Origin of the sequence: Brevibacillus brevis, assembly GCF_900637055.1 — a bacterium.
GTDB lineage: Bacteria > Bacillota > Bacilli > Brevibacillales > Brevibacillaceae > Brevibacillus > Brevibacillus brevis.
The window spans coordinates 5,977,501-5,996,101 of sequence record NZ_LR134338.1; the positions used below are offsets into that span (position 1 = coordinate 5,977,501).

At 40.8% G+C, this 18,601-nt stretch carries 21 protein-coding genes and 1 pseudogene; 5 read left to right on the forward strand and 17 right to left on the reverse strand.

Translation table 11 applies throughout. The features are described from left to right. Positions 1-45 precede the first annotated feature (45 nt). Positions 46-816, forward strand: a complete 771-nt coding sequence (pdaB, locus tag EL268_RS29030) for a polysaccharide deacetylase family sporulation protein PdaB (protein WP_106656086.1) — start codon at positions 46-48, stop codon at positions 814-816. A 26-nt stretch (positions 817-842) separates the two neighbouring features. Here pdaB and EL268_RS29035 read toward each other — a convergent pair whose 3' ends face one another. Then, on the reverse strand, positions 843-1,430 hold the full coding sequence (locus EL268_RS29035; protein WP_106656085.1) for a KinB-signaling pathway activation protein: 588 nt from the start codon (positions 1,428-1,430) through the stop codon (positions 843-845). 125 nt (positions 1,431-1,555) lie between these two features. Between EL268_RS29035 and gerD the strand changes: the two genes are divergently transcribed. Continuing rightward, the gene (gerD, locus tag EL268_RS29040) at positions 1,556-2,215 is read left to right on the forward strand and encodes a spore germination lipoprotein GerD (protein WP_106656084.1); all 660 of its coding nucleotides are present in this window, start codon (positions 1,556-1,558) and stop codon (positions 2,213-2,215) included. Between the two features lie 49 nt (positions 2,216-2,264). Here the strand turns inward: gerD and EL268_RS29045 are convergent, their stop codons facing one another. The 5 genes and pseudogenes from EL268_RS29045 to EL268_RS29065 form a co-directional block, all read right to left on the reverse strand. Continuing rightward, positions 2,265-3,377, reverse strand: coding sequence for a P-loop NTPase (locus tag EL268_RS29045; protein ID WP_088910295.1), 1,113 nt, complete (start codon positions 3,375-3,377; stop codon positions 2,265-2,267). Between the two features lie 111 nt (positions 3,378-3,488). Beyond that, positions 3,489-4,205, reverse strand: a complete 717-nt coding sequence (gene cwlD / locus EL268_RS29050) for an N-acetylmuramoyl-L-alanine amidase CwlD (RefSeq protein ID WP_269149378.1) — start codon at positions 4,203-4,205, stop codon at positions 3,489-3,491. A gap of 125 nt (positions 4,206-4,330) precedes the next feature. Beyond that, a pseudogene (gene rpsI / locus EL268_RS29055) lies at positions 4,331-4,402 on the reverse strand (30S ribosomal protein S9); the annotation flags it as partial. A gap of 294 nt (positions 4,403-4,696) precedes the next feature. Beyond that, positions 4,697-5,269, reverse strand: a complete 573-nt coding sequence (locus EL268_RS29060; RefSeq protein WP_106656082.1) for a hypothetical protein — start codon at positions 5,267-5,269, stop codon at positions 4,697-4,699. A 136-nt stretch (positions 5,270-5,405) separates the two neighbouring features. Further along, a complete protein-coding gene (locus EL268_RS29065; protein ID WP_106656081.1) occupies positions 5,406-5,927 on the reverse strand; it encodes a hypothetical protein in 522 nt (173 codons plus the stop codon). A gap of 334 nt (positions 5,928-6,261) precedes the next feature. Here EL268_RS29065 and EL268_RS29070 point away from each other — a divergent pair, with 334 nt between their 5' ends. The 3 genes from EL268_RS29070 to EL268_RS29080 all read left to right on the forward strand — a co-directional run bounded on the left by EL268_RS29070 (position 6,262) and on the right by EL268_RS29080 (position 9,329). After that, positions 6,262-7,281 (forward strand): HNH endonuclease, encoded by a 1,020-nt coding sequence (locus tag EL268_RS29070; protein ID WP_106656080.1) that lies wholly within the window; start codon positions 6,262-6,264, stop codon positions 7,279-7,281. 19 nt (positions 7,282-7,300) lie between these two features. Further along, the gene (locus EL268_RS29075; RefSeq protein ID WP_106656079.1) at positions 7,301-7,813 is read left to right on the forward strand and encodes an SMI1/KNR4 family protein; all 513 of its coding nucleotides are present in this window, start codon (positions 7,301-7,303) and stop codon (positions 7,811-7,813) included. Between the two features lie 265 nt (positions 7,814-8,078). Continuing rightward, on the forward strand, positions 8,079-9,329 hold the full coding sequence (locus tag EL268_RS29080; protein ID WP_106656078.1) for a helix-turn-helix domain-containing protein: 1,251 nt from the start codon (positions 8,079-8,081) through the stop codon (positions 9,327-9,329). 395 nt (positions 9,330-9,724) lie between these two features. Here the strand turns inward: EL268_RS29080 and EL268_RS29085 are convergent, their stop codons facing one another. The 11 genes from EL268_RS29085 to EL268_RS29135 all read right to left on the reverse strand — a co-directional run bounded on the left by EL268_RS29085 (position 9,725) and on the right by EL268_RS29135 (position 18,524). Then, positions 9,725-10,678 carry a thermonuclease family protein gene (locus EL268_RS29085; protein ID WP_232030149.1) on the reverse strand — a complete coding sequence of 318 codons (954 nt, stop codon included), beginning with the start codon at positions 10,676-10,678 and terminating at the stop codon, positions 9,725-9,727. 34 nt (positions 10,679-10,712) lie between these two features. After that, a complete protein-coding gene (locus EL268_RS29090; RefSeq protein ID WP_106656077.1) occupies positions 10,713-11,429 on the reverse strand; it encodes a restriction endonuclease in 717 nt (238 codons plus the stop codon). A gap of 157 nt (positions 11,430-11,586) precedes the next feature. Beyond that, a complete protein-coding gene (locus EL268_RS29095; RefSeq protein ID WP_106656076.1) occupies positions 11,587-11,958 on the reverse strand; it encodes a YhjD family protein in 372 nt (123 codons plus the stop codon). Between the two features lie 6 nt (positions 11,959-11,964). Continuing rightward, positions 11,965-12,165, reverse strand: coding sequence for a hypothetical protein (locus EL268_RS29100; protein WP_373863434.1), 201 nt, complete (start codon positions 12,163-12,165; stop codon positions 11,965-11,967). 165 nt (positions 12,166-12,330) lie between these two features. Further along, on the reverse strand, positions 12,331-13,164 hold the full coding sequence (locus EL268_RS29105; RefSeq protein ID WP_164724538.1) for a hypothetical protein: 834 nt from the start codon (positions 13,162-13,164) through the stop codon (positions 12,331-12,333). Positions 13,165-13,592: 428 nt separating this feature from the next. Next, positions 13,593-13,823, reverse strand: a complete 231-nt coding sequence (locus EL268_RS29110; protein ID WP_106656074.1) for a hypothetical protein — start codon at positions 13,821-13,823, stop codon at positions 13,593-13,595. A 323-nt stretch (positions 13,824-14,146) separates the two neighbouring features. Further along, complete coding sequence (locus tag EL268_RS29115) at positions 14,147-15,223, reverse strand: hypothetical protein (RefSeq protein WP_106656073.1); 1,077 nt, start codon at positions 15,221-15,223, stop codon at positions 14,147-14,149. Next, a complete protein-coding gene (locus tag EL268_RS29120) occupies positions 15,216-15,854 on the reverse strand; it encodes a hypothetical protein (RefSeq protein ID WP_106656072.1) in 639 nt (212 codons plus the stop codon). The genes EL268_RS29115 and EL268_RS29120 overlap by 8 nt, the downstream gene beginning before the upstream one ends. A 21-nt stretch (positions 15,855-15,875) precedes the next feature. After that, positions 15,876-17,189, reverse strand: a complete 1,314-nt coding sequence (locus EL268_RS29125; protein WP_126435478.1) for a hypothetical protein — start codon at positions 17,187-17,189, stop codon at positions 15,876-15,878. A gap of 185 nt (positions 17,190-17,374) precedes the next feature. Continuing rightward, positions 17,375-18,133, reverse strand: a complete 759-nt coding sequence (locus EL268_RS29130) for a DUF1906 domain-containing protein (RefSeq protein WP_106656070.1) — start codon at positions 18,131-18,133, stop codon at positions 17,375-17,377. Next, entirely contained in the window at positions 18,120-18,524 is a 405-nt protein-coding gene (locus EL268_RS29135) for a phage holin family protein (protein ID WP_106656069.1), read from the reverse strand. Before EL268_RS29135 ends, EL268_RS29130 begins: the two co-directional genes overlap by 14 nt. Positions 18,525-18,601 lie beyond the last annotated feature (77 nt).

The following is an 18,601-nucleotide window of genomic DNA, read 5'->3' on the forward strand; positions in this document are numbered from 1 at the left end:
GTCTTCCTTGCATAAACTGTTATCGGACAAAGGAGGTGCTTATCCATGAAATTCATTTACGTGATCAGCGCGAAACGATTAAAGCAAATCTTAATTATCGTCGCGGCCATCGTACTCACAGCTGGAATTGGTTATGCGGAACGCGATTCAATTGCTGCCTTTGCTGAAGGAGCCAGCACGCAAGCCCCCCAAGCTATTTATAAGGTCGACACCAAAGAAAAGAAAATCGCCCTTACCTTTGACATTAGCTGGGGAGAGACACGAGCATTACCCATACTGAATGTGTTGAAAGAAAAAAAGGTAAACAAAGCGACCTTTTTTCTCTCCTCCCCTTGGAGTCAACGACATCCAGACATCTTGAAACGCATCAAAGAAGATGGCTTAGAGATTGGTTCGCACGGTCACAAGCACGATAACTACACCAAATACTCCGATGAAGAAATTCGCTCCCAAATGGCCAAGGCTGACTCCATTCTAACCGAAATGACTGGAAAAAAACCTACGCTCATTCGAATGCCAAATGGTGATTTTGACAAACGAGTGCTGGAAATCGCGAATCGCATGGGTTATTCTGTCATCCAATGGGATACGGACTCAAAAGATTGGACCAATCCCGGAACAGATGTGATCATCAACAATGTATTATCGAAAGCTCATCCAGGAGACATCATCCTGATGCATGCGAGCGATTCTGCGAAAGATACACATCTTGCCCTTCCTGTGATCATTGATAAACTTCGCAAGGATGGCTATGAATTCGTTACGGTATCTGAACTCATCTCGGGTACAAGTGTAGACAGCAGTGAAATTCACTAAAATAAAAAAAGCTGACCTTCATTGGGTCAGCTTTCTCTTTTTACCAGACGGTGCAATTGCATGACTTGCCAGACGTTGCAAAACAATAGTGGAACGAGCATGGACAAAGTGGCACGCACATTATCTTCCTTCAATGCTGGAATCCATTCCAGTGCTGTAACGACAAACATAAAGAATGTCGTCGGTATCCATGCAGATTTATTGGTCAGACTCACTTTTCCGTATGCGGTAACAATAGCGACAATCAATAATAGCGTTGGCTCAATAAAATACGTGCCAAATCCTTTTCCTTCACCGAAGGACGTATAGCGAAGATATATCATATCGAAAAAGACAAACAAAATAAGAAATACTTGGACACTTTTCCACATGGAAGCGGTTTTAAATATCGTTTTGGCGAAATAGTTAATCGTCATATACGCAAAGAAACCCATCTGAGCCACAATGCTAATGGTCATTCCATACAGTAGATACATGAACAAGCCGACAAAAAAGTTACCGGTGCTTCCCACGAGCAGCTTGTCCAAATCAAAAATTAGGGCAACCAGGATCCCACCCAATCCCCCAAGCAAGAGCGTGGTAATAAAAAGCCAGCCATACTTACGCAAACTCACCAAGTATTCCCTCCCATCCACATCGAATATGATTGTACCAATGGATACAAGAAAATACTAGCGTAAGAACAAAACAAAATGCACACGTTACTTGTAGGCAGAGTAAAGAAGGAGGTGTCCACCCCATGAGAAAAAAGACAATGTCTTTTTGGTTAACCGCTCTTGTCTGTCTGGTGCTCACCAGTTGCGGGGGTGGCGGACAAGCGCAAAGTTCGTCTCAGCCTGATTATAAAAGCGTCAAAGACATGGTGCTGGACATATTGCAGACGGACGAAGCGAAGCAATCTGTTAGCAAGATGATGAAGGATGAAAAGTTCAAGCAAAGCCTGATGTTGGACGAGTCCACTGTGCGAACCACCTTGATTCAAAGCATGACCAATCCAAATAGTACGCACATTAAAGAGGCGTTTAAAGACCCCAAGTTCGCTAGCGCCATGGCGAAATCCATGAAAAACGAGCAAAAAACGCTCATGAAGGACCTGATGAAGGACCCTGATTACCAAAAAGAGCTCATTAGCGTTATGAAAGACCCTGAGTTTGAAAAAAATTTGATGGACCTCATGAAAAGCTCTGCCTATCGTCAACAAACTATGCAGGTGATGAAGGATTCCTTGCAAAGCCCTTTGTTCCAAGCTGAACTCATGAAGATCATGACCAAAGTATCTGAGGACATGACAAAACCAAAGGAGCTCAAGCCAAAGAAAAAAGGGAAAGGAAAAGAAGGTGGCGATGGTGGTGGCGGAGGCGATTCCGGCGGAGGCGGCGGCGGAGGCAGTTCTTCCTAAACGTAAAGGTGAGCTCTTTTTATAGAGCCCACCTTTTTTACGTACATTTTTATCGTTTTACAGCTTCTCCGCATTTTTCTACAACACGTTTTGCCATATCGATGTAAAGTTGACCAATTTCCGTCTTTTCTCCATAGATGGATGGGGAATAATCAGGTTCAGATGGATGATTATCCGGTTGACCCAGCGGAATTTGAGCGAGCAGCTCACATGCCAAAGTCTCGGCAAGCTTTGCTCCTCCACCACGCCCGAATACGTATTCTTTCGAGCCATCCTTTGCTTCGTACCATGCCATGTTCTCCACAATACCAAGGATTTCATGACCGGTCCGTTTTGCCATAGCGCCAGCCCGGGCTGCAACAAACGCTGCTGTAGCATGAGGAGTCGTTACCACAATCTCCATGCTTTGCGGAATCATGGTGTGCACGTCGAGGGCCATATCTCCCGTTCCTGGAGGCAAGTCCAGCAAGAGGTAGTCCAATTCTTCGCCCCAGTGTACTTCCGTGAAAAAGTTACGCAACATTTTACCCAACATAGGGCCACGCCAAATGATCGGAGAGTTATCCTCCACAAAAAAGCCCATGGACATAACCTTTACATTTTGCTTTTCAACAGGCAGAATGGTTTCGCCAATCACGGTTGGACGTTGTTCAATATTCATCATATCGGGCACACTAAAGCCGTAAATGTCTGCGTCGATAATGCCCACTTTTTTTCCTAAACGTGCGAGTGCAACAGCCAGGTTCACTGTCACCGTCGACTTTCCGACGCCACCTTTTCCGGAAGTGACCGCAATGAAGGTCGTATTCGAATCCTTCGCCAAGATCGGATTCAAGAGGGGAGCTTGTCCCGGTGTCATGTTATGTGTTTGCCCACCTTGGTTCTTGCGAAGCTGGGCAGACAGAGCCGCACGTTCCTCGTCTGTCATCGATCCGAATTGCAGGCGTACTTCCTCGGCTCCTAGCGCTTTCACAGCTGCGATGACATCGTCCTCGATCTTGGCTTTCAGTGGACAGCCCGAAATCGTCAGAACAACGGTGAGGCTTACTGTCTTGCCTTCAATATGGATATCCCGAATCATGTTGAGCTCGACCAAGCTACGATTAATTTCAGGGTCTTTTACATCGCGTAGTGCTTCGAGAACCTGTTCTCTGGTCAACATTTTGGTTCACCTCATCTATGATCTTTTCAAACATTTTCATGCTGGTATACCGACAGCGTATGCGCGTTCATTATAGCATATTCGGGCGGTCGGGACACGACCACCGCCCTCTTAAGGTGTAATTGGCGCTTTTTCTCCCGAATACTGACGCAAGATCCCCTGATAAATGGCATTCGCCATAGCCTTTTGGTATTCAACGCTCTGAAGTCGCTTTGCCTCCTCCGTATTGCTGACAAAGCCTACTTCTACCATAACGGCTGGGCAGTTAACCTCCCGAATCAAGAACACATTGTTCGTCTTGCTGGGAACCCGATCTGTATGACCGATCACCCGTTTGATTTCATCTTGTATCAGATAGGAAACTTCTTCGCTCTTTTTAAAGGTGGGGGAATAGAAAGTCTGCGCTCCTGACCATTTCGGAGAAGGGATGGAATTGACATGGATGCTGACCAAGAAATCCGGTGAACTGTCATTGACCAGCTTCACCCGGTTTCGAATGTCCTCTGCTTTTCGTTTACGTAGCTGGTCGGCATCTGGACTCGCCAAATCCTTGTCCTCTTCCCTTGTCATGACCACAAACGCTCCTGACTGCTGGAGAAAATCCCGCAAATACATGCTGATGGCCAACGTTACTTCCTTTTCAACCACATCCCCCGCTTTAGAAACTGCACCACCGTCCTTCCCACCATGTCCTGGGTCAATGGCTATAACCGTTCCTGTCAGCGGCAGCGACCATGCCTGCCAGGAAGAGCGATCCGGCGATTCGTAGGTGAACAACAGCATAAGTACAGCAAAAGCCAATATCCAGCCTACTCCTTTTCGTGTCACAGTGTATCGTCCCCTTTGTCCCATTCTCGTTCCATCTTATGGACAAACATGGACAAATATACCCGTTTGTGAAAAGGAAAAACCCCCTGCCTGCGAACAGACAAGGGGTTTGTATCCAACAGCAATTAGCGCTTGGAGAATTGAGGTGCGCGACGAGCTGCTTTCAAACCGTATTTCTTACGTTCTTTCATTGTTGGCACCGATAAGCTAAGGTTTCCGCATATTAATAGGAAGATTTACAACTTAGGTTCAGGCTTTTTAAGATGTGTTCTGATATAAATATGGTCAAAATATGGTCATAACGAGAGTCCTAGAGATTGTGTTCTAGGGCTTTCCTTTTTACTCCGCCTTTATCCAACATTGCTTCGTGTTTCCTAAATTATTATGGAAAGGTACTAAATGCAAAATGTGTCTCCTTAAATAGACGGATTGACTATTTCTTTGAAGAGAGGTGTCAAAATATAATTCTTCCCGCCTTGTATTATCAGAATTCAGCCGATTTCACTTATTTTTTTTCGCCACCACTCTGTATTGTAGTATGGTGGTGGGGTTATAGGCATAACAACATAATCAGACGAAACTTCCATGACTTCACCGATGCCTGCATAAACAAGGTCAACTTCCAGCGAAAAACGCTGAACAGATCTCCCTAACCGTTCTTCGAACTCTTTTATTAAAGCTCTTACTTCGCCGTTCCCCATTGTTGTATATGTTGTCATTGCCATATGCCCTCCAGCGGGCATACTCCACCACTCATGAAAATCTGGCCATACCTCTTCACATAAATCCTTAAACTTCTGTGACGTTATTCCATCTGTATGTGGTCTACTAAGTTTCTGCTTACTTTCTTGTCGCCCCTTTAATAGCCCCCCCCACCAATCGATCCAAGCCTCTCTTAACTCATCGTGAGAAAGGGATTCCTCTATAGAATATTTCTTTACAGGCCATTTGTTAACTTTGTCATCAAAAACTATATCAGGTAGTATTTTGAAGGCATATCCAACAAAGATTGCAAAATTAAGAGTCTCAGGAACATCCATTTTAATTCTCCATAATGTGGTCATAAAAACCTCCTTTTGATTTAATTAATTTATCAAATTCGGCTATCTTCAACTTTTTTGGTAATTTCTATATTAAATCATTATATAAAGAAATAAAAGAATCAGAGCTTCTCCTTCTTCGCCCTGATTCTTTTTTTCTTTATCTCACAACGAAGGCTGTTCCTGGCAATAGACCATTTTCATCTCCGATAGTAGATGTCCCGTGTACAAATTCAAGAGTACCAGATAATTCTGCATAATACTCACCTTTACTAAGACCAGAATAGTATGCAATTCCTTCTGATCTTAAAATTCCATATCCTGTAATAGGAATTGTCTTTACGCGTTTACCAGTTTCTTGGGAAAAAATCTCAATTACTAAATCACGCTCGTAAGGGTCTACATGTACTGGGTCCACTTCCCATTTAAGACCTTTATTACTCTCCATCCACCAAAGTGCAGAATAACCAAAATCCCCTTCGACTGAACTTAATGGAGTAATCTCATTAGAATTAGTCTCTTTAGCTTTGTAACGCATACCCGATTCAGGAGTTATGTTAATAATTTGATTTCCTTTTATTGCAGTTTGATTACTACTACTTTCATTTATTTCGGCACTAACCCCAAGGGGTGCCACAGTTACTGCGAGAAACATAGTTACAGACAGAAGGATTTTTTTCATTATTACATCTCCTTTGTACTTGTCATATAATTCATAATTTATATCACATTATAAGCTTAGTAAATACATAGATGTAATTTTATTCTAAATTAGTAATAAATAACTATCCCTAAAGTCTAGTTATAATAGTTGATCTCCAAATCCTTACTCAATCGTTGATATAGTTACGAAATTTGCCGTCTTCCTTCGTTTGTATTAGCAAGGTTGTTTGCTGGGTTAATTTTTTCTATACAACAATGCAATTATATAAAATATTTGTATTAATTTGACGATTTATGTATATATGGTATATTATGTAAATGTATAAAAATTACATATTAGGAGGGTTTCGTAAGTGAAAAAATATTTACTATCTTTACTCGCTTTCGCTATGCTCTTAGTAAGTCCATCTGGTTCGTATGCGGAAGATTCTAAGGACAGCATTCAAGAAAGAATAGAAAGAGGTGAACTAAAAAAACTTCCTTCAACGGAAATTGAACTTACTATTGATTCTGGTACAGGTGAACTTTTAAACACAGAGGAACTTTCTTCAATTCATCTAGCAGCAATAGAAGAACTTGAAGATGAAACCGGAGAAAAACTAGACAAGAATTTCGAAATATCAGGGCATGAAGTTCAGGAGTTACATCTGGAAGAAAATACAGGTGAGGAAGTCTCCCTTCGTTCAAAAACAGGAGGTTCAGGTGTCAAACTTGTAGCGGGTCTGATAATAGATGAACGAAACAAAGAAATCGTTTCGTATGTGGAAATTGAGGATATCAATGTTGCTAGGGTGGCAATGATTACCGGGAAAGTAACATTGGAGTCTTCAACTAATCGGAAGCGATCATACCGTGATGAAGATGTTTTTCACTACACCTTTACAGCTCCCGAAATAAAAGAAACAGCAATGAAAGTAAGCGATCCAGTCAGCATTGTAGATACAAATTTTTGGCGGACTGTAAGCACGTCATTAGCAACATGGCCCGATGGGAAAACCGATGCAGACCATAAGGTAGGAAAAGAATTTTTGCTTAACAAAAAGGGTATCGAATATCCAAAGTATAGAGACGAGTTTAGTAGAAAAAAAATGACTGAGCCTGATGAAGCCGATCTCGCTTGGGTTCCTAATAATCAAAGAGAACCTAGAGAATCTAATATGAGAGAAAAATATATTAATTGGTATGAGAATAAGTATGGTGTTCCAAATTTCAGTTGGAGCAGTGTGGATATACATCATATCATTCCGCTTGCATATGGTGGGGATAACAGCTATGATAATTTAATACCTTTACCCAAAAACTTCCATCAAAACGAGGTTACTCCTTGGTGGGCTAGTTACGGCAAATATGTTCCATCTGGTGATGACTATTAATTTTAGTGGGTGATTCTCTTTGAAGAACATTTTATCTCAACTGGCTTTGGATGGGTTAAAGAAACGATTAGATGAAAACAATCAATTATTAGTGCAAAAATGGGAGGGTTTAGTTTATCCAACCAAATTTACATTTAACTCCCCTGCCACGTTAGAAATGATAGAAGAGTTTTTAAGAGACACTCAATGGCATTTACCAACTGACTATAAAAATTTTCTCCTAATCCATAATGGGGCGTGGTTGTTCGAAGGCGTAAGATATGGAGGAGGATATGAGTTACTGAGTCTGGACGAAATTAAGAATAGTCACCTAGATTATATGCCTAAACATTGGTATCCAATCTCTGTGAGCAATGGTGACTATATCTTTATTGATTCAAATCGTGCAAAAGAAGGAAAAGTGGATTATTTAGTTCGCTTTAATCATGATGATGACATTATTCCAGAAAATGGATCATCTATGAAGATGAATTTTGAAACTTGGTTGGAAAGATTAATAATTGCACAAGGAACAGAGTTTTGGACGTGGTAAGTGTAAAAGGGGCTGTCCAAAAAGGGCAAGACCTCTAAATTCCCAAAATCAGAAACATTAATTTATCAAAGCTTTTGAAATTCTAAAGGGGCGTCTCTTGGTCGAAAAATTGACTTTTGAGACAGCCCCTTTTCTATGGTACAGATTGAAAAACACGAAATTTACACCGACAACTTTCATTTTCTGGAAAAACATTTACCAATCCAAATTATTTTGTGGTAAAGTGGAGTAAAATACAGAATTTGGGAAAAGGGGGCTTAATGAGGTGTCGCTTTCATTAGGTGAACTCATTAGCAGTCATCGTAGTCGACGCAATCTAACACTAGCAGACCTTTCGGAATTGTCAGGAGTCAGTAAAAGTACCATATCGTTAATTGAAACAGGAGAGACTAAGCGACCCAGCTATGCTACTTGGAGAAAGATAGCGGAAGCCATCGGTATAGCACCCAGCATCATCATAAACGCATTTGTAGACACTACACATCATCCTAAGGCATTAGAGCTTGTCCTTGCAGAGGTTATCAACGAAGGATGGGAAGCTCTTGTCACTAAAGTTGCTACACGTTATTTAGAGTCACCAAAGATCGATACGTTTAGAGCGTTAGATCATATCGCCAGTACAGCCAGAGATACAGAGAACAAACGAATAAAACGCATCTTGTATGATACGATTATTAGTTTCGCAAGAAGCAGGGGAATACCCTCATATCTAGCAAACGCCTTGTATGAAAGGTATTTGATCGAGCGTGACGACTTCTCTCGTTTCGAGGAAACGTATCGACGTGGGAAGGAACTGCTACTCTATGTCGAGCATCTCTATGTAGAAGATCGAATCGATTACTATTATAAAATGGGCGTTCACGCCAACATACTCGACTTGCACGACGAAAGTATCGATTTATGTAGACTCGGTTTACGGGAGGATCGGTCAGATAACAGACCTAAAGCATCTGCATATATCTCCCTATTCAACTCGTGTATTTACTTTGGGGACTTCCATGTCGCTGACATCTACCTAAAAGAGTATGAAAACAGCGAATACGCTGATTTTCGAAAGAACCATTTTCGCGCTACTCTCCTTGCTAAAAAAGGGAAGCATGAGGACGCAATCAGTTTGTTCAACGTCTGCTTAAACGAGACTAACAGAGAAGGACGCATATCCATCGTGGTCGACCTCATGGAATCGTATTTGGAGGCTGGAAAGACAGACGATCTAATGCTATTAATCGAAACGGAGGATCAGTTTCTGCCAGAGAAAATGCCGCAGCATCCGTACCGAATTAAGACACTGGCCCAATACTACAGACGTAAAGCGTTGTGCTTAATCTCAATGGAGAGATATGATCAGGGTTTTCATAGCCTGATCGAGAGTATCAAGTATTACAAGCACATAGGCATAGCTACAGAAGTCATCGAAGGCATACGGCTTTTCCTACGCCATCATCGTGCTAACAATAAAAATCTGTCATTTGAACACATGGAGTTAATTGAAAACATATGTGATAATATTTTGTAACAATAGAAGGAGGAGAGTTTAATGCAGAAGCTACTTTTGGTTTTTGCTCTTGTGGTGTTCTTTTCCTCACCTGTAGTATCGGAAGCATATGATCCGACGTCGGAGCCTTATCGAGTTGAACCTGATTGGTAAACGGTGTGCAGAGAGAGGGAGAAAAAAATTCCCCTCTTTTTTTCTTCCATGTGACTTGTTTGCATTTAATGAGACATATTTCTCCTGCCTAACTTCTTAGTTTTTCAAAAACACCACTTTTGAAGCAGTCTCAATCTGCGATAGTCATCCACTTAATATTTCGGTACTACAATCAAGGCGGGCGCTGGCTACCACAAAGGAATGCCCCCTCATTTTGTCTTTAAATATACAAAAGCCCCTCTCAACTGAGAAGGGCTTTATTTCTACTCACACGCTACCCCATCACCATCTCTGTCCAACTTCGATCGGTATCCAGGATCGCCAGAATATAATGGTGCTACGCCAGCAGCTTTGGCTTCCTTACAACTTCCATAGTAAACTTCTTGTACGGGTTGTGGCGTAGGAACCGGGGATGGCTGTGGAGTTGGTTTTGGTTTTGGTGTTTTTGCTTCAACAGATACTTCCTTTTTAATTACGTCTGAATGGAAACCATCTTCCTTTGCGTAGTTTTCAATAGACCAAATTCCAACTCCGGCTTTTTGGGCTTGTTCTTGAATTTTACGGTACTGTTCAACATATTTCACGTTAGGTACGTAAACATACGCGACGCGTGCCAACCCCTTTTCCAGCAATTGCTCTTGAACCGATTTACCATCTACATAAATGTAGTAGAGAAGTCGTCCATATTTGTCAGGACCATTATTTACATCCTGTTCAAGCTCCACAGTCTTTTCAGTAAGGAGTTGCTTCGTGAAGTCGCTCGCTTCTTTACCGAATGGTTGTACCCCGTATTTAGGGTGCTTCGTTTCAGGAGTATCGACTAGAAGAAAACGTACAGTCTCTTCTTTGTCGTTTATTTTTACTTTGATAGTATCTCCATCCACCACTTCCAGGACCTTTGCTTGAATCCGTTGTACATTCTGAGTAGTATTTACATCGGTAGCCGAAACTCCCTGCTGATCTGTGGTTACAGTTTGAGAGGAACTAACGGCTTCTGTTTTCGGTGAATTTACTTCAGCAGATGTTACATTGGCCGATTCAGTTGTTTTACTTGGATTTGGTTTATTATTGGTATCTCTACCAGCTATCCCAATGATTAATGCTAATATGGCCCATGCTGCTCCTACACGCTTACCAATTTTCCCTAGCCGTTTCCAATCAACAAATACCATTATGTAAGGTACAAAAATCCATCCTAATATCTTTATAAGTTTCAAAATAAGTCCCCCTAATATCCCGACGTATTAGATTTTACTTAGCTACTTTAATGTTTCTGCATTTCGGATACCCTTTACAGCCATAGAATTCACCTTTTGCCCCTTTTCGCAAGACCATCTGGTTACCGCATTTGTCGCAGATTTGTGTTTCCAATTGGAATTGTGCGATCACCTTTTTAGGGTCTGGTTTTGCTGTAGGGTTCATCAGGAGAATCATTTCAATAAGCTTCTCCCGATTTATTAACCTTACTTTGTTTGAAGTAGCTAGATTTCTTGCCGCATCTGTGTAATCACGATTACTTACTACCCACGCTTCATGTGCTTTGTAATGAGCAATCGAAGCCTGCGCCTGTTGTACCGCTTCAATCCCCACATTTTTACTGTAGCGCTTTGCTTGCACTGCAATTCTCTTTCCATCTTTTTGAATGATAAGATCTGCCCCGTAGTCGCCAGCTGCTCTTGTTACTTCTACTTTATACCCTTGAGAACGAAAAAGCAGTCCGAGGTATTGTTCGAATTGAAGACCATCCATAGTATCAATTTCGCGGATTCCTGATTTCCTTAATCTCTCTTCTCTCTTTGCACTCTGAGCAATAGCAGTCCAAAGAGCGGCACCCATTACAGCAGCAAAAGCAATTCCACCGATGATAAATGAATTGGTATAGTAATATGCCCCACCAAATGCAAATAAAGAAAGCAGTCCGACCAACTGGCTTATCGGGTCATCTCCCTTTTTTCTTCTTCGTGCCAAAAGTACAGTCCCCTTTCAAAAAATAGTTCTTTCAGCATATTTAATTCCCTATTTTCTAACAAACGAAACAATTATACACAAATATACAAAATAATAAAAACCCATCATTCTTTACGAATAGGCGGGTTCTTGGCATACTGTAATCCCTCGGTACTTACTATACACGCCCAGTCGCTTGCTGCTTGGCGTCGTACAGATAATTGTTAAGCCGCATCTGGCATTCAGCCTTTAAATGAATAACATTATAAATGCATTCTTCTCGTCGGTCACGGACAGTCACAATTACAGAGTAGTGAAAACCATCTGTCGTCTTCTGGACATGAATTTTCCCACCCATCTTCCCAAACTGGCTCCGATATTCGTGGTGTTTTTGCTCAGCCCCCATTGATACGGTATCGAGCATGGGGCGGTATGACATTTTGAGCTGATCCTGATTAAGGCTTTCTGCGTCTAGCGCGATCTCCTTAAAAAGCATGCCATACAAGATCGTTTCGTGTAGTATCTCTCGCCATTGGTCAGGTTGTATCATTGTCAATTACACCCGCTCAACCTGTAGCATTTTTTCAATGGGCACCCACCACACACCATCAACCCGGACAAGCTTGATCTTGTTCTCAATTCGGTCGATGCCTTTAACAACTCCCCATTCTCGCCGATTACACTCATCAAGCCAACTGACGGCGATCGCTAAGTCTTTTCGAACAGAGTCGTAAATAATGGCATTCATTTCAGCCAAGACGTCTGTATCAACCGTTGGTAACGGAGCTTTTTACAGCGCGAACGTTTGTTTGTATTATTTGCGAATAAAATAAGAACGCGCAAACAAAAAAATCCTCCTGCAAATTTCTCTGCCGGAGGATTCAATTTTAAAGGGTATTTATTTTATGTTCATCAGTCAAATCTACACTGGGGCTATCTTGGCAGCAATCCTATCCAATGCTTCTTGAACTGTTGTTGGAACAGGTCCCAATGACCAATCAGCGGGATTGGCAGGGGTGTAACCTAAACCAGCAGCATCATCCAATTTTTCTATCGCTGAATTTCCTATTAAAGTCACTCTGCTTCTAATCGGAATCGAGTCGACTGTAGCCCTAATTCTAGTAGAAACACCTGCTACACCGTTCACAATTAAACTGCCTTTTATAGCGAAACTTAAGAGATCGAATGGATCGATTGGAACGGTTCCATTTGCTACATTCACTACTACATCGCCATCTGTCCCTCCACCAATTAAATGTACTTGAGTATCGTATGGAACGATAGAATTTATAGTGATGACGGGTTGAGGTAACGGCAGAGGAACACCTCCAACATATGAAGCGAACATTGTGACATTTGCACCATTCTGCGTATAGCCACCAAATAACTGGGAGTCGCGGATATTAATCTGACTAAGAAAAGTACTATTTCCTGTAAATACTGGTGTTGGAGTAAAATTGATACTTACAAAGAACAATCGACCTGTAGAAGGGGTAATTGCATTGGTTGTAAAGTTAAAATCGAGTGGCGCTGTCAATAACGATAAATCCACAAAGCCAGAACGATTATCTACATTTAGGTTTCCATTCCAGGATGGATCATTAATATCGAATGGGATAGCGAGTCTGGTTAATAATGTACTTGCTCCAATTAATTGGACGTTTGCCTTTAAGTGAATAAGTGATTCTGTGAAGGTTCCTGGTCCTATAGAAATGGCATATCGTTTTGTAGGCGAAGCATCTACAATGAACGCCATCGCCCTTGTCACAGTTAAAAAGGGGTTGCATTCCGTACCATCACCCGTTACATCATTACCGCCCTTATTTACGTAAACAATTTGAGTTGCTACTGGTGGAGGATCAATACACCCTGGACCAGGGGGGCCAGTAACACCTTGTGGACCGGTGGGTCCTGGGGGTCCTGGGGGACCAGGGGGACAAGTGCATCTTGGGGGGAAAATAGGTTGACAACCGCTTGGTGGAGGTCTCCAGCAATTATTATACATCGGAATATCAAACCTCCTAATCATAATGACTTCACATCGACACTATACTATGCAAGTCAACATCCAAGGTGTAAAAATTAGGAAATTTACCTAACCTGATTATGCTTCATACTAGGTTATTAACATTATTAATAGATAAAAGGCCCTCCCCCGTTTTTCCGGAAGGAGGGCTATCGCTTTTACGTCGTCGCTTTTTCTGTTACTCGATCCAACATCGTAAACATGAGCCAGGGCAATTCACTCATTACACCTGCAAGATCGTCGGTTAAACTCCGTTTCCAAACAGCAGGATAATTAAGACTGTCGATCGCCGTCAAAACGACAATAATCCTGCCCTTGCCTCTTCCCCAGTCTTGATACGTAGTTCGTCTACGTTGGTGTTCTACGCCGTCCTGCCGAATAGTTGCCAATCACTCGCAATACCTTCCGCTCGATATCAGACAACATACATACTCCCCCAAAACAAGAACTTATGTTCGTGTTATATACGAACAATATGAGAGCATGCAATTATAAAAAATAGTTGTCTTGAACGTGGTCAATTCCCGGACCGAGTAAAGACTCTGTCTTCGGGGCCTGATTCAAACATGGATGGATACACCACGGCGTAAAAAGGAAAATACGTCAACAGATTAAGAATAAATTTATGTCATAACAATGCGAAACTCACCTAGGCATTATGTCAGGCGGGATTTTTATTAAGGAGAACAAAAAGAAAGATGACCTACATCGATCACCTTCTTTGTTCTACATGGTATTTGATTTTCTCTTCTTGCAAATTTGCTAACAAATTGCCGTTCAACTCAATTTTATCCCTGCTATAAATAATTCTGTTAGGAGATAAGATAAAACTATCATTGTTATTAACAATCATACTCATGCCTAACCTTGAAACAACTTTGTATTCAGAATTAAATATTTTTATTTCCCCTGTTACTTCCTCGCTCAAATCATTGTAAATACCTTCTGATAAATTAGTAGTTAAACTTTTTACAAACTTTTCACCAAGATGCCCGAATTCAGTTAATACTCCGTAACAAGTTAGTAAGGGTCTTTTCTTTTTGTCATAAATACTAATTACAAATCTAAAGTTATGAAATTTAATCGGTAAGTGGAAATTCATTTCGAATGTGGGTTCCTCTATAGGAGGATTCTTATAAAATTCTACAGAGGGGCCCACTTTCAATGCTAACTCGTCAATATCGCAACCTTTAGAAATTAAATGGTCAATATTACATAAATCTTTTGCCTTAGGTAAGAATCCGTCTCCTAAGGGGTCTTTATTATTTTTGATGTGGTTAAAAATAATACTTAATCCAACTAGAAAACAACAAAGAACTGTATAAAAAGCATATATTCCAAAGTTAAGAACAGCTTCAATTGTAAATATCAAACTTGTTGAAAATTGATATTTTGTATAGAATCCCACTGCAGTACCCCAAACTAGTATAGTTAGAGATGTGACGGCGAGGAGCGCTGCGTATACGCATTTAATTAAAATATCTCCAGATACATTACGTTCATATTCTAAGAGACCTTGCCTAATATCAGTTAAACTAAGCGTATATGGAAGATAAATTTGTTTACGAAATCTCGATGCAGATAGTAATTTATTGTCGTACATAAATCCCACAAATAAACTAACCAACGCAACGATTGCAATCAAACCCGCAAAGAGCCAACTTACCAGTTCGACTTGGTCTTTAAGTAAATCATAATCTTTGTCAAGAAATTGCTTAGAGTAATCAATTTGAGTCAGCAATACAATTGGTAATATCAAAAATACTGAAAAGATACCCCATCTAATCATGGTAATTTCGAAATTCTCCCGCGATCTTGTTTACCACCTGAAAAATCTCCTGCTCTTTCACCGTGTCAGAGAAAGAAATTACAGAAGCCAAGTCCAGATGGAAAATAGTTTTTTGATAAGTAAATGTTAGATTAGTAACTAAATCTTGTACAAAAAATTCCCTAAGCTTATCCTCTGAGATATCTTTGATGCTAATGTTAAGTATTTCACGTTCATCAAATGCACTAGGTGACTTCTTGACATGTACACTAATTAAATCAGCGAACCATCCATTAGAGTGATTAAATACTCGAGACCAATATTCATATGTGTTGATCCTTTTGAAAACAATTGAAGACTTTTCACTTAAGCTGTTTATAGCGTAAGAAATAGCACTTTCAGAATTTCCAAAACATGAAACTATTTTTTCGCTACAAAAGATCCACATTGTAACACTTTTTTGATCTCGAGAAATTATTTTATCTCTCATTCTAATTGGATCAATCCAGCTATATTCAATTTTAAATACATTCGTAGAAAGTTTAGTACAACTCAGGTCCTCAAATCTTGATGGGGTGAGTTCGCCAACAACATTTTCAAAGTCAGTTGCATCATATTCAAATAAAATACAATCTTCCATCCATGCAAGCAACGAACTCACCTCCTTACTGGATTATTCTTCACCCTCAGTTTCTTGATAATCCTCTTCATCCACAACTGCTTCTTTTCTTACACCAGCAAAATCAATAATTTTATCCAGATTAGCATCCGGATCATCGTATCCTACGGAATCCAAGATTGTTCTATTGGAGTCAATAAACTCACTCAATGCTTCTACAACTCGTTCATCCTGATCATCCAATTGATATAAGACACTTGCTATCACTTCAATTGATTTCAATGCACTGTCTTTAATCGCCCGAGTAATTAGCTGATCTTTGTTAACAAATCGATCTTTAATTGATTCCAATAACTTAGTTGTTTCCTGCATGTTACTAATCCCAGTAGCACACATATCTATATATTCATTTTGAATAATTTTCATTGCCTTCCTTTTAATTGCTTCATTATCCGTATCAACGATCACTATCTTTAGTATATCCGTGTCTTGACCTTTCAGATAGACTTTTGTTGAAAAATTATATCCATCTAACTGCATTTCTACTTTAAAGTAAACAATGTTACTTCCCATAGTTATGTATTCACAAGCAAGCTGTGAAGAAAGAAGGGCCCTTCCTCCAATTGCTACATCGCGAATTCCATCTTTTCTTTTACTCCCAATGTCAAACTTAATTTCTTTAAATGTCGAATTAATACCTTTTTGCATCAATCGATGATGAATTAAATCTAGTAGAACTGCAGTTTTATAACTTACACTGCCCAGTGGGTATATTTGATTTGTTATTTCTCTAACACGATATGTTTGTAGTGGCCATTTAAAGACCGATTTTAAGAAAAATACTATCTCCTCTTGTACCTGATGGTTTCCAGAGTTAATAGTGAGTACTTTTTGTTGTATATCTAATGTTACGTTCGATAAGTATACAGCTGATAAGCTATTTACATCGTTTGCTCCTGTCCTCCAAGAACTATCAAACTCTTTCAGACGCACTTTCAATTCTAATTTTCCAGTCGTATACTCTGCTTCAGTTGAGAATGTATATATGCCATTAAAGCGAAAATCGCTCTTAAAGTAATTTTGTTCAATTTCTTGAGAAGTTAATCCATCTAAAAAGTCAGTATTTAATACTTTGTAGGTATACGCAGGTAAACCAACGTTTTTCTTCATGACAGCCATTTGAACGAAATCTTCTATTTCGTCTTCTCTAATAACTTCTGCCAAAGCAAGAAATTTTTCCTGTATATCCGCCTTTTTTTTAGGTTTTTTTTCAGGTGTCCATCCAGGGAATTTTTCCTGGATAACCTCCATTGCTTGTTCAATTTTCAATCGATTTAAAACCCTAAGTAATACTCCCTCTTTATTCACCAACCCCAAGTCACCCCACAACAGTCAATGTGCCATTTTTACCAAAAATGACCACTTTAATTCTATTAGAATGAGTATTTTTAATCAATAACAAACTATCAAATAGAACTATTTTCTACCAAATTAAAACTTATGTCCTATATAAAAAAACCCTCCCCGGATTACTCCGAAGGAGGGCTTAGTCATTATTTCGGGATACCTACAGCATCACGTAAAGCGTTCGCGGCGTAGTGGGCTGCTTCCCTCACTCCTGGATCGTTGTCGCTTGCCATCCAGACCGAGCCGAGAATCGCGATTACTTCCTCTGCCGATTCTTTGTCCAACTTGTTCACAGGTTTTTCCACAGCAGGTGGATTAGTATTCCACCAACCTTCACCGCCTAGAGCATCATTGTAGTCTACAGTGTGTCCCGCAAGCTTCTGTCCATTTTTATACTGATATAGGTTAGCAGCTTTCGAAAGCTTCCCTTTGCTCCAGGCGTAAGTTTGCCAGAAATGTTTGCAGGCCCCTCGCTTCGCCATTTCCTCAAGGACAGCATACGAACCATAAACACCTACCGAGTAACCAGGCAACTCCTTGGCAGCAGCTTTCAGGTACGCCTCAATCGCTGCATAGTCCTTTGGCTGTGCATCAAAATCCACGGCAAAGTAAATCGCCGTACCTACAGGCTGACCGATCTGCTTGGCTTCCTGGAGCGCTGCTTTGCCGTCCCTTGTACCGTTGACTGCTCCACCTGCAGCGTCATTAGTTCCACGTTGGAAGACGGATACTACCTGCATCCCTGCTGCTGTGATAGCTTCGGCTTCTACCCGCGTCAATCGTTTCCACTCCATGCTGACAGGAACAAGATAGCGGCAGACAAATTTCATGCCCGCCGCCGCCATTGCTCTCGCTTTTTCTGCTGTCAAAGGTACTGCACAATCGATTCCTTTAGTTGCTACCATTTTGATCACGCTTTCCTTTCAGAACGTCTACAGCCTTCTTGATTGGCGTTGGAACTGGCAATCCCACACGTCCAGCGTTTTCAATGATAGATAGCAGCTCATTTGCCAGGTAAAAGAAGATTGTTGCGTCACGCAAAACATGCTGATCTCCAAGGGCCGTATCAACTAAGTGGGCAATTGCGACCATTGCAAAAATAAAAACCTTCCTTGCTATCCCCAAGAAACCGATTCTACTCGACAGTTTTCCTTCTGCGCCAGCCGCTACCATTCCAGAGACATAATCAATTGCGACGAAAGTCAAAAGTACCGTGAGTAAAGGCGACCATCCCCCAAAAAGGAATGATGCTATTGCTCCCCCGGCTGCAAATGCTGTTTTGAAAAAGTGTTCCATATGTTATCTTCCTCCTCGCCCTCTCTTGGGGCAAAAGTAAAAGGAGCCACGTTAGCAGCTCCCCATGAAAAACAATA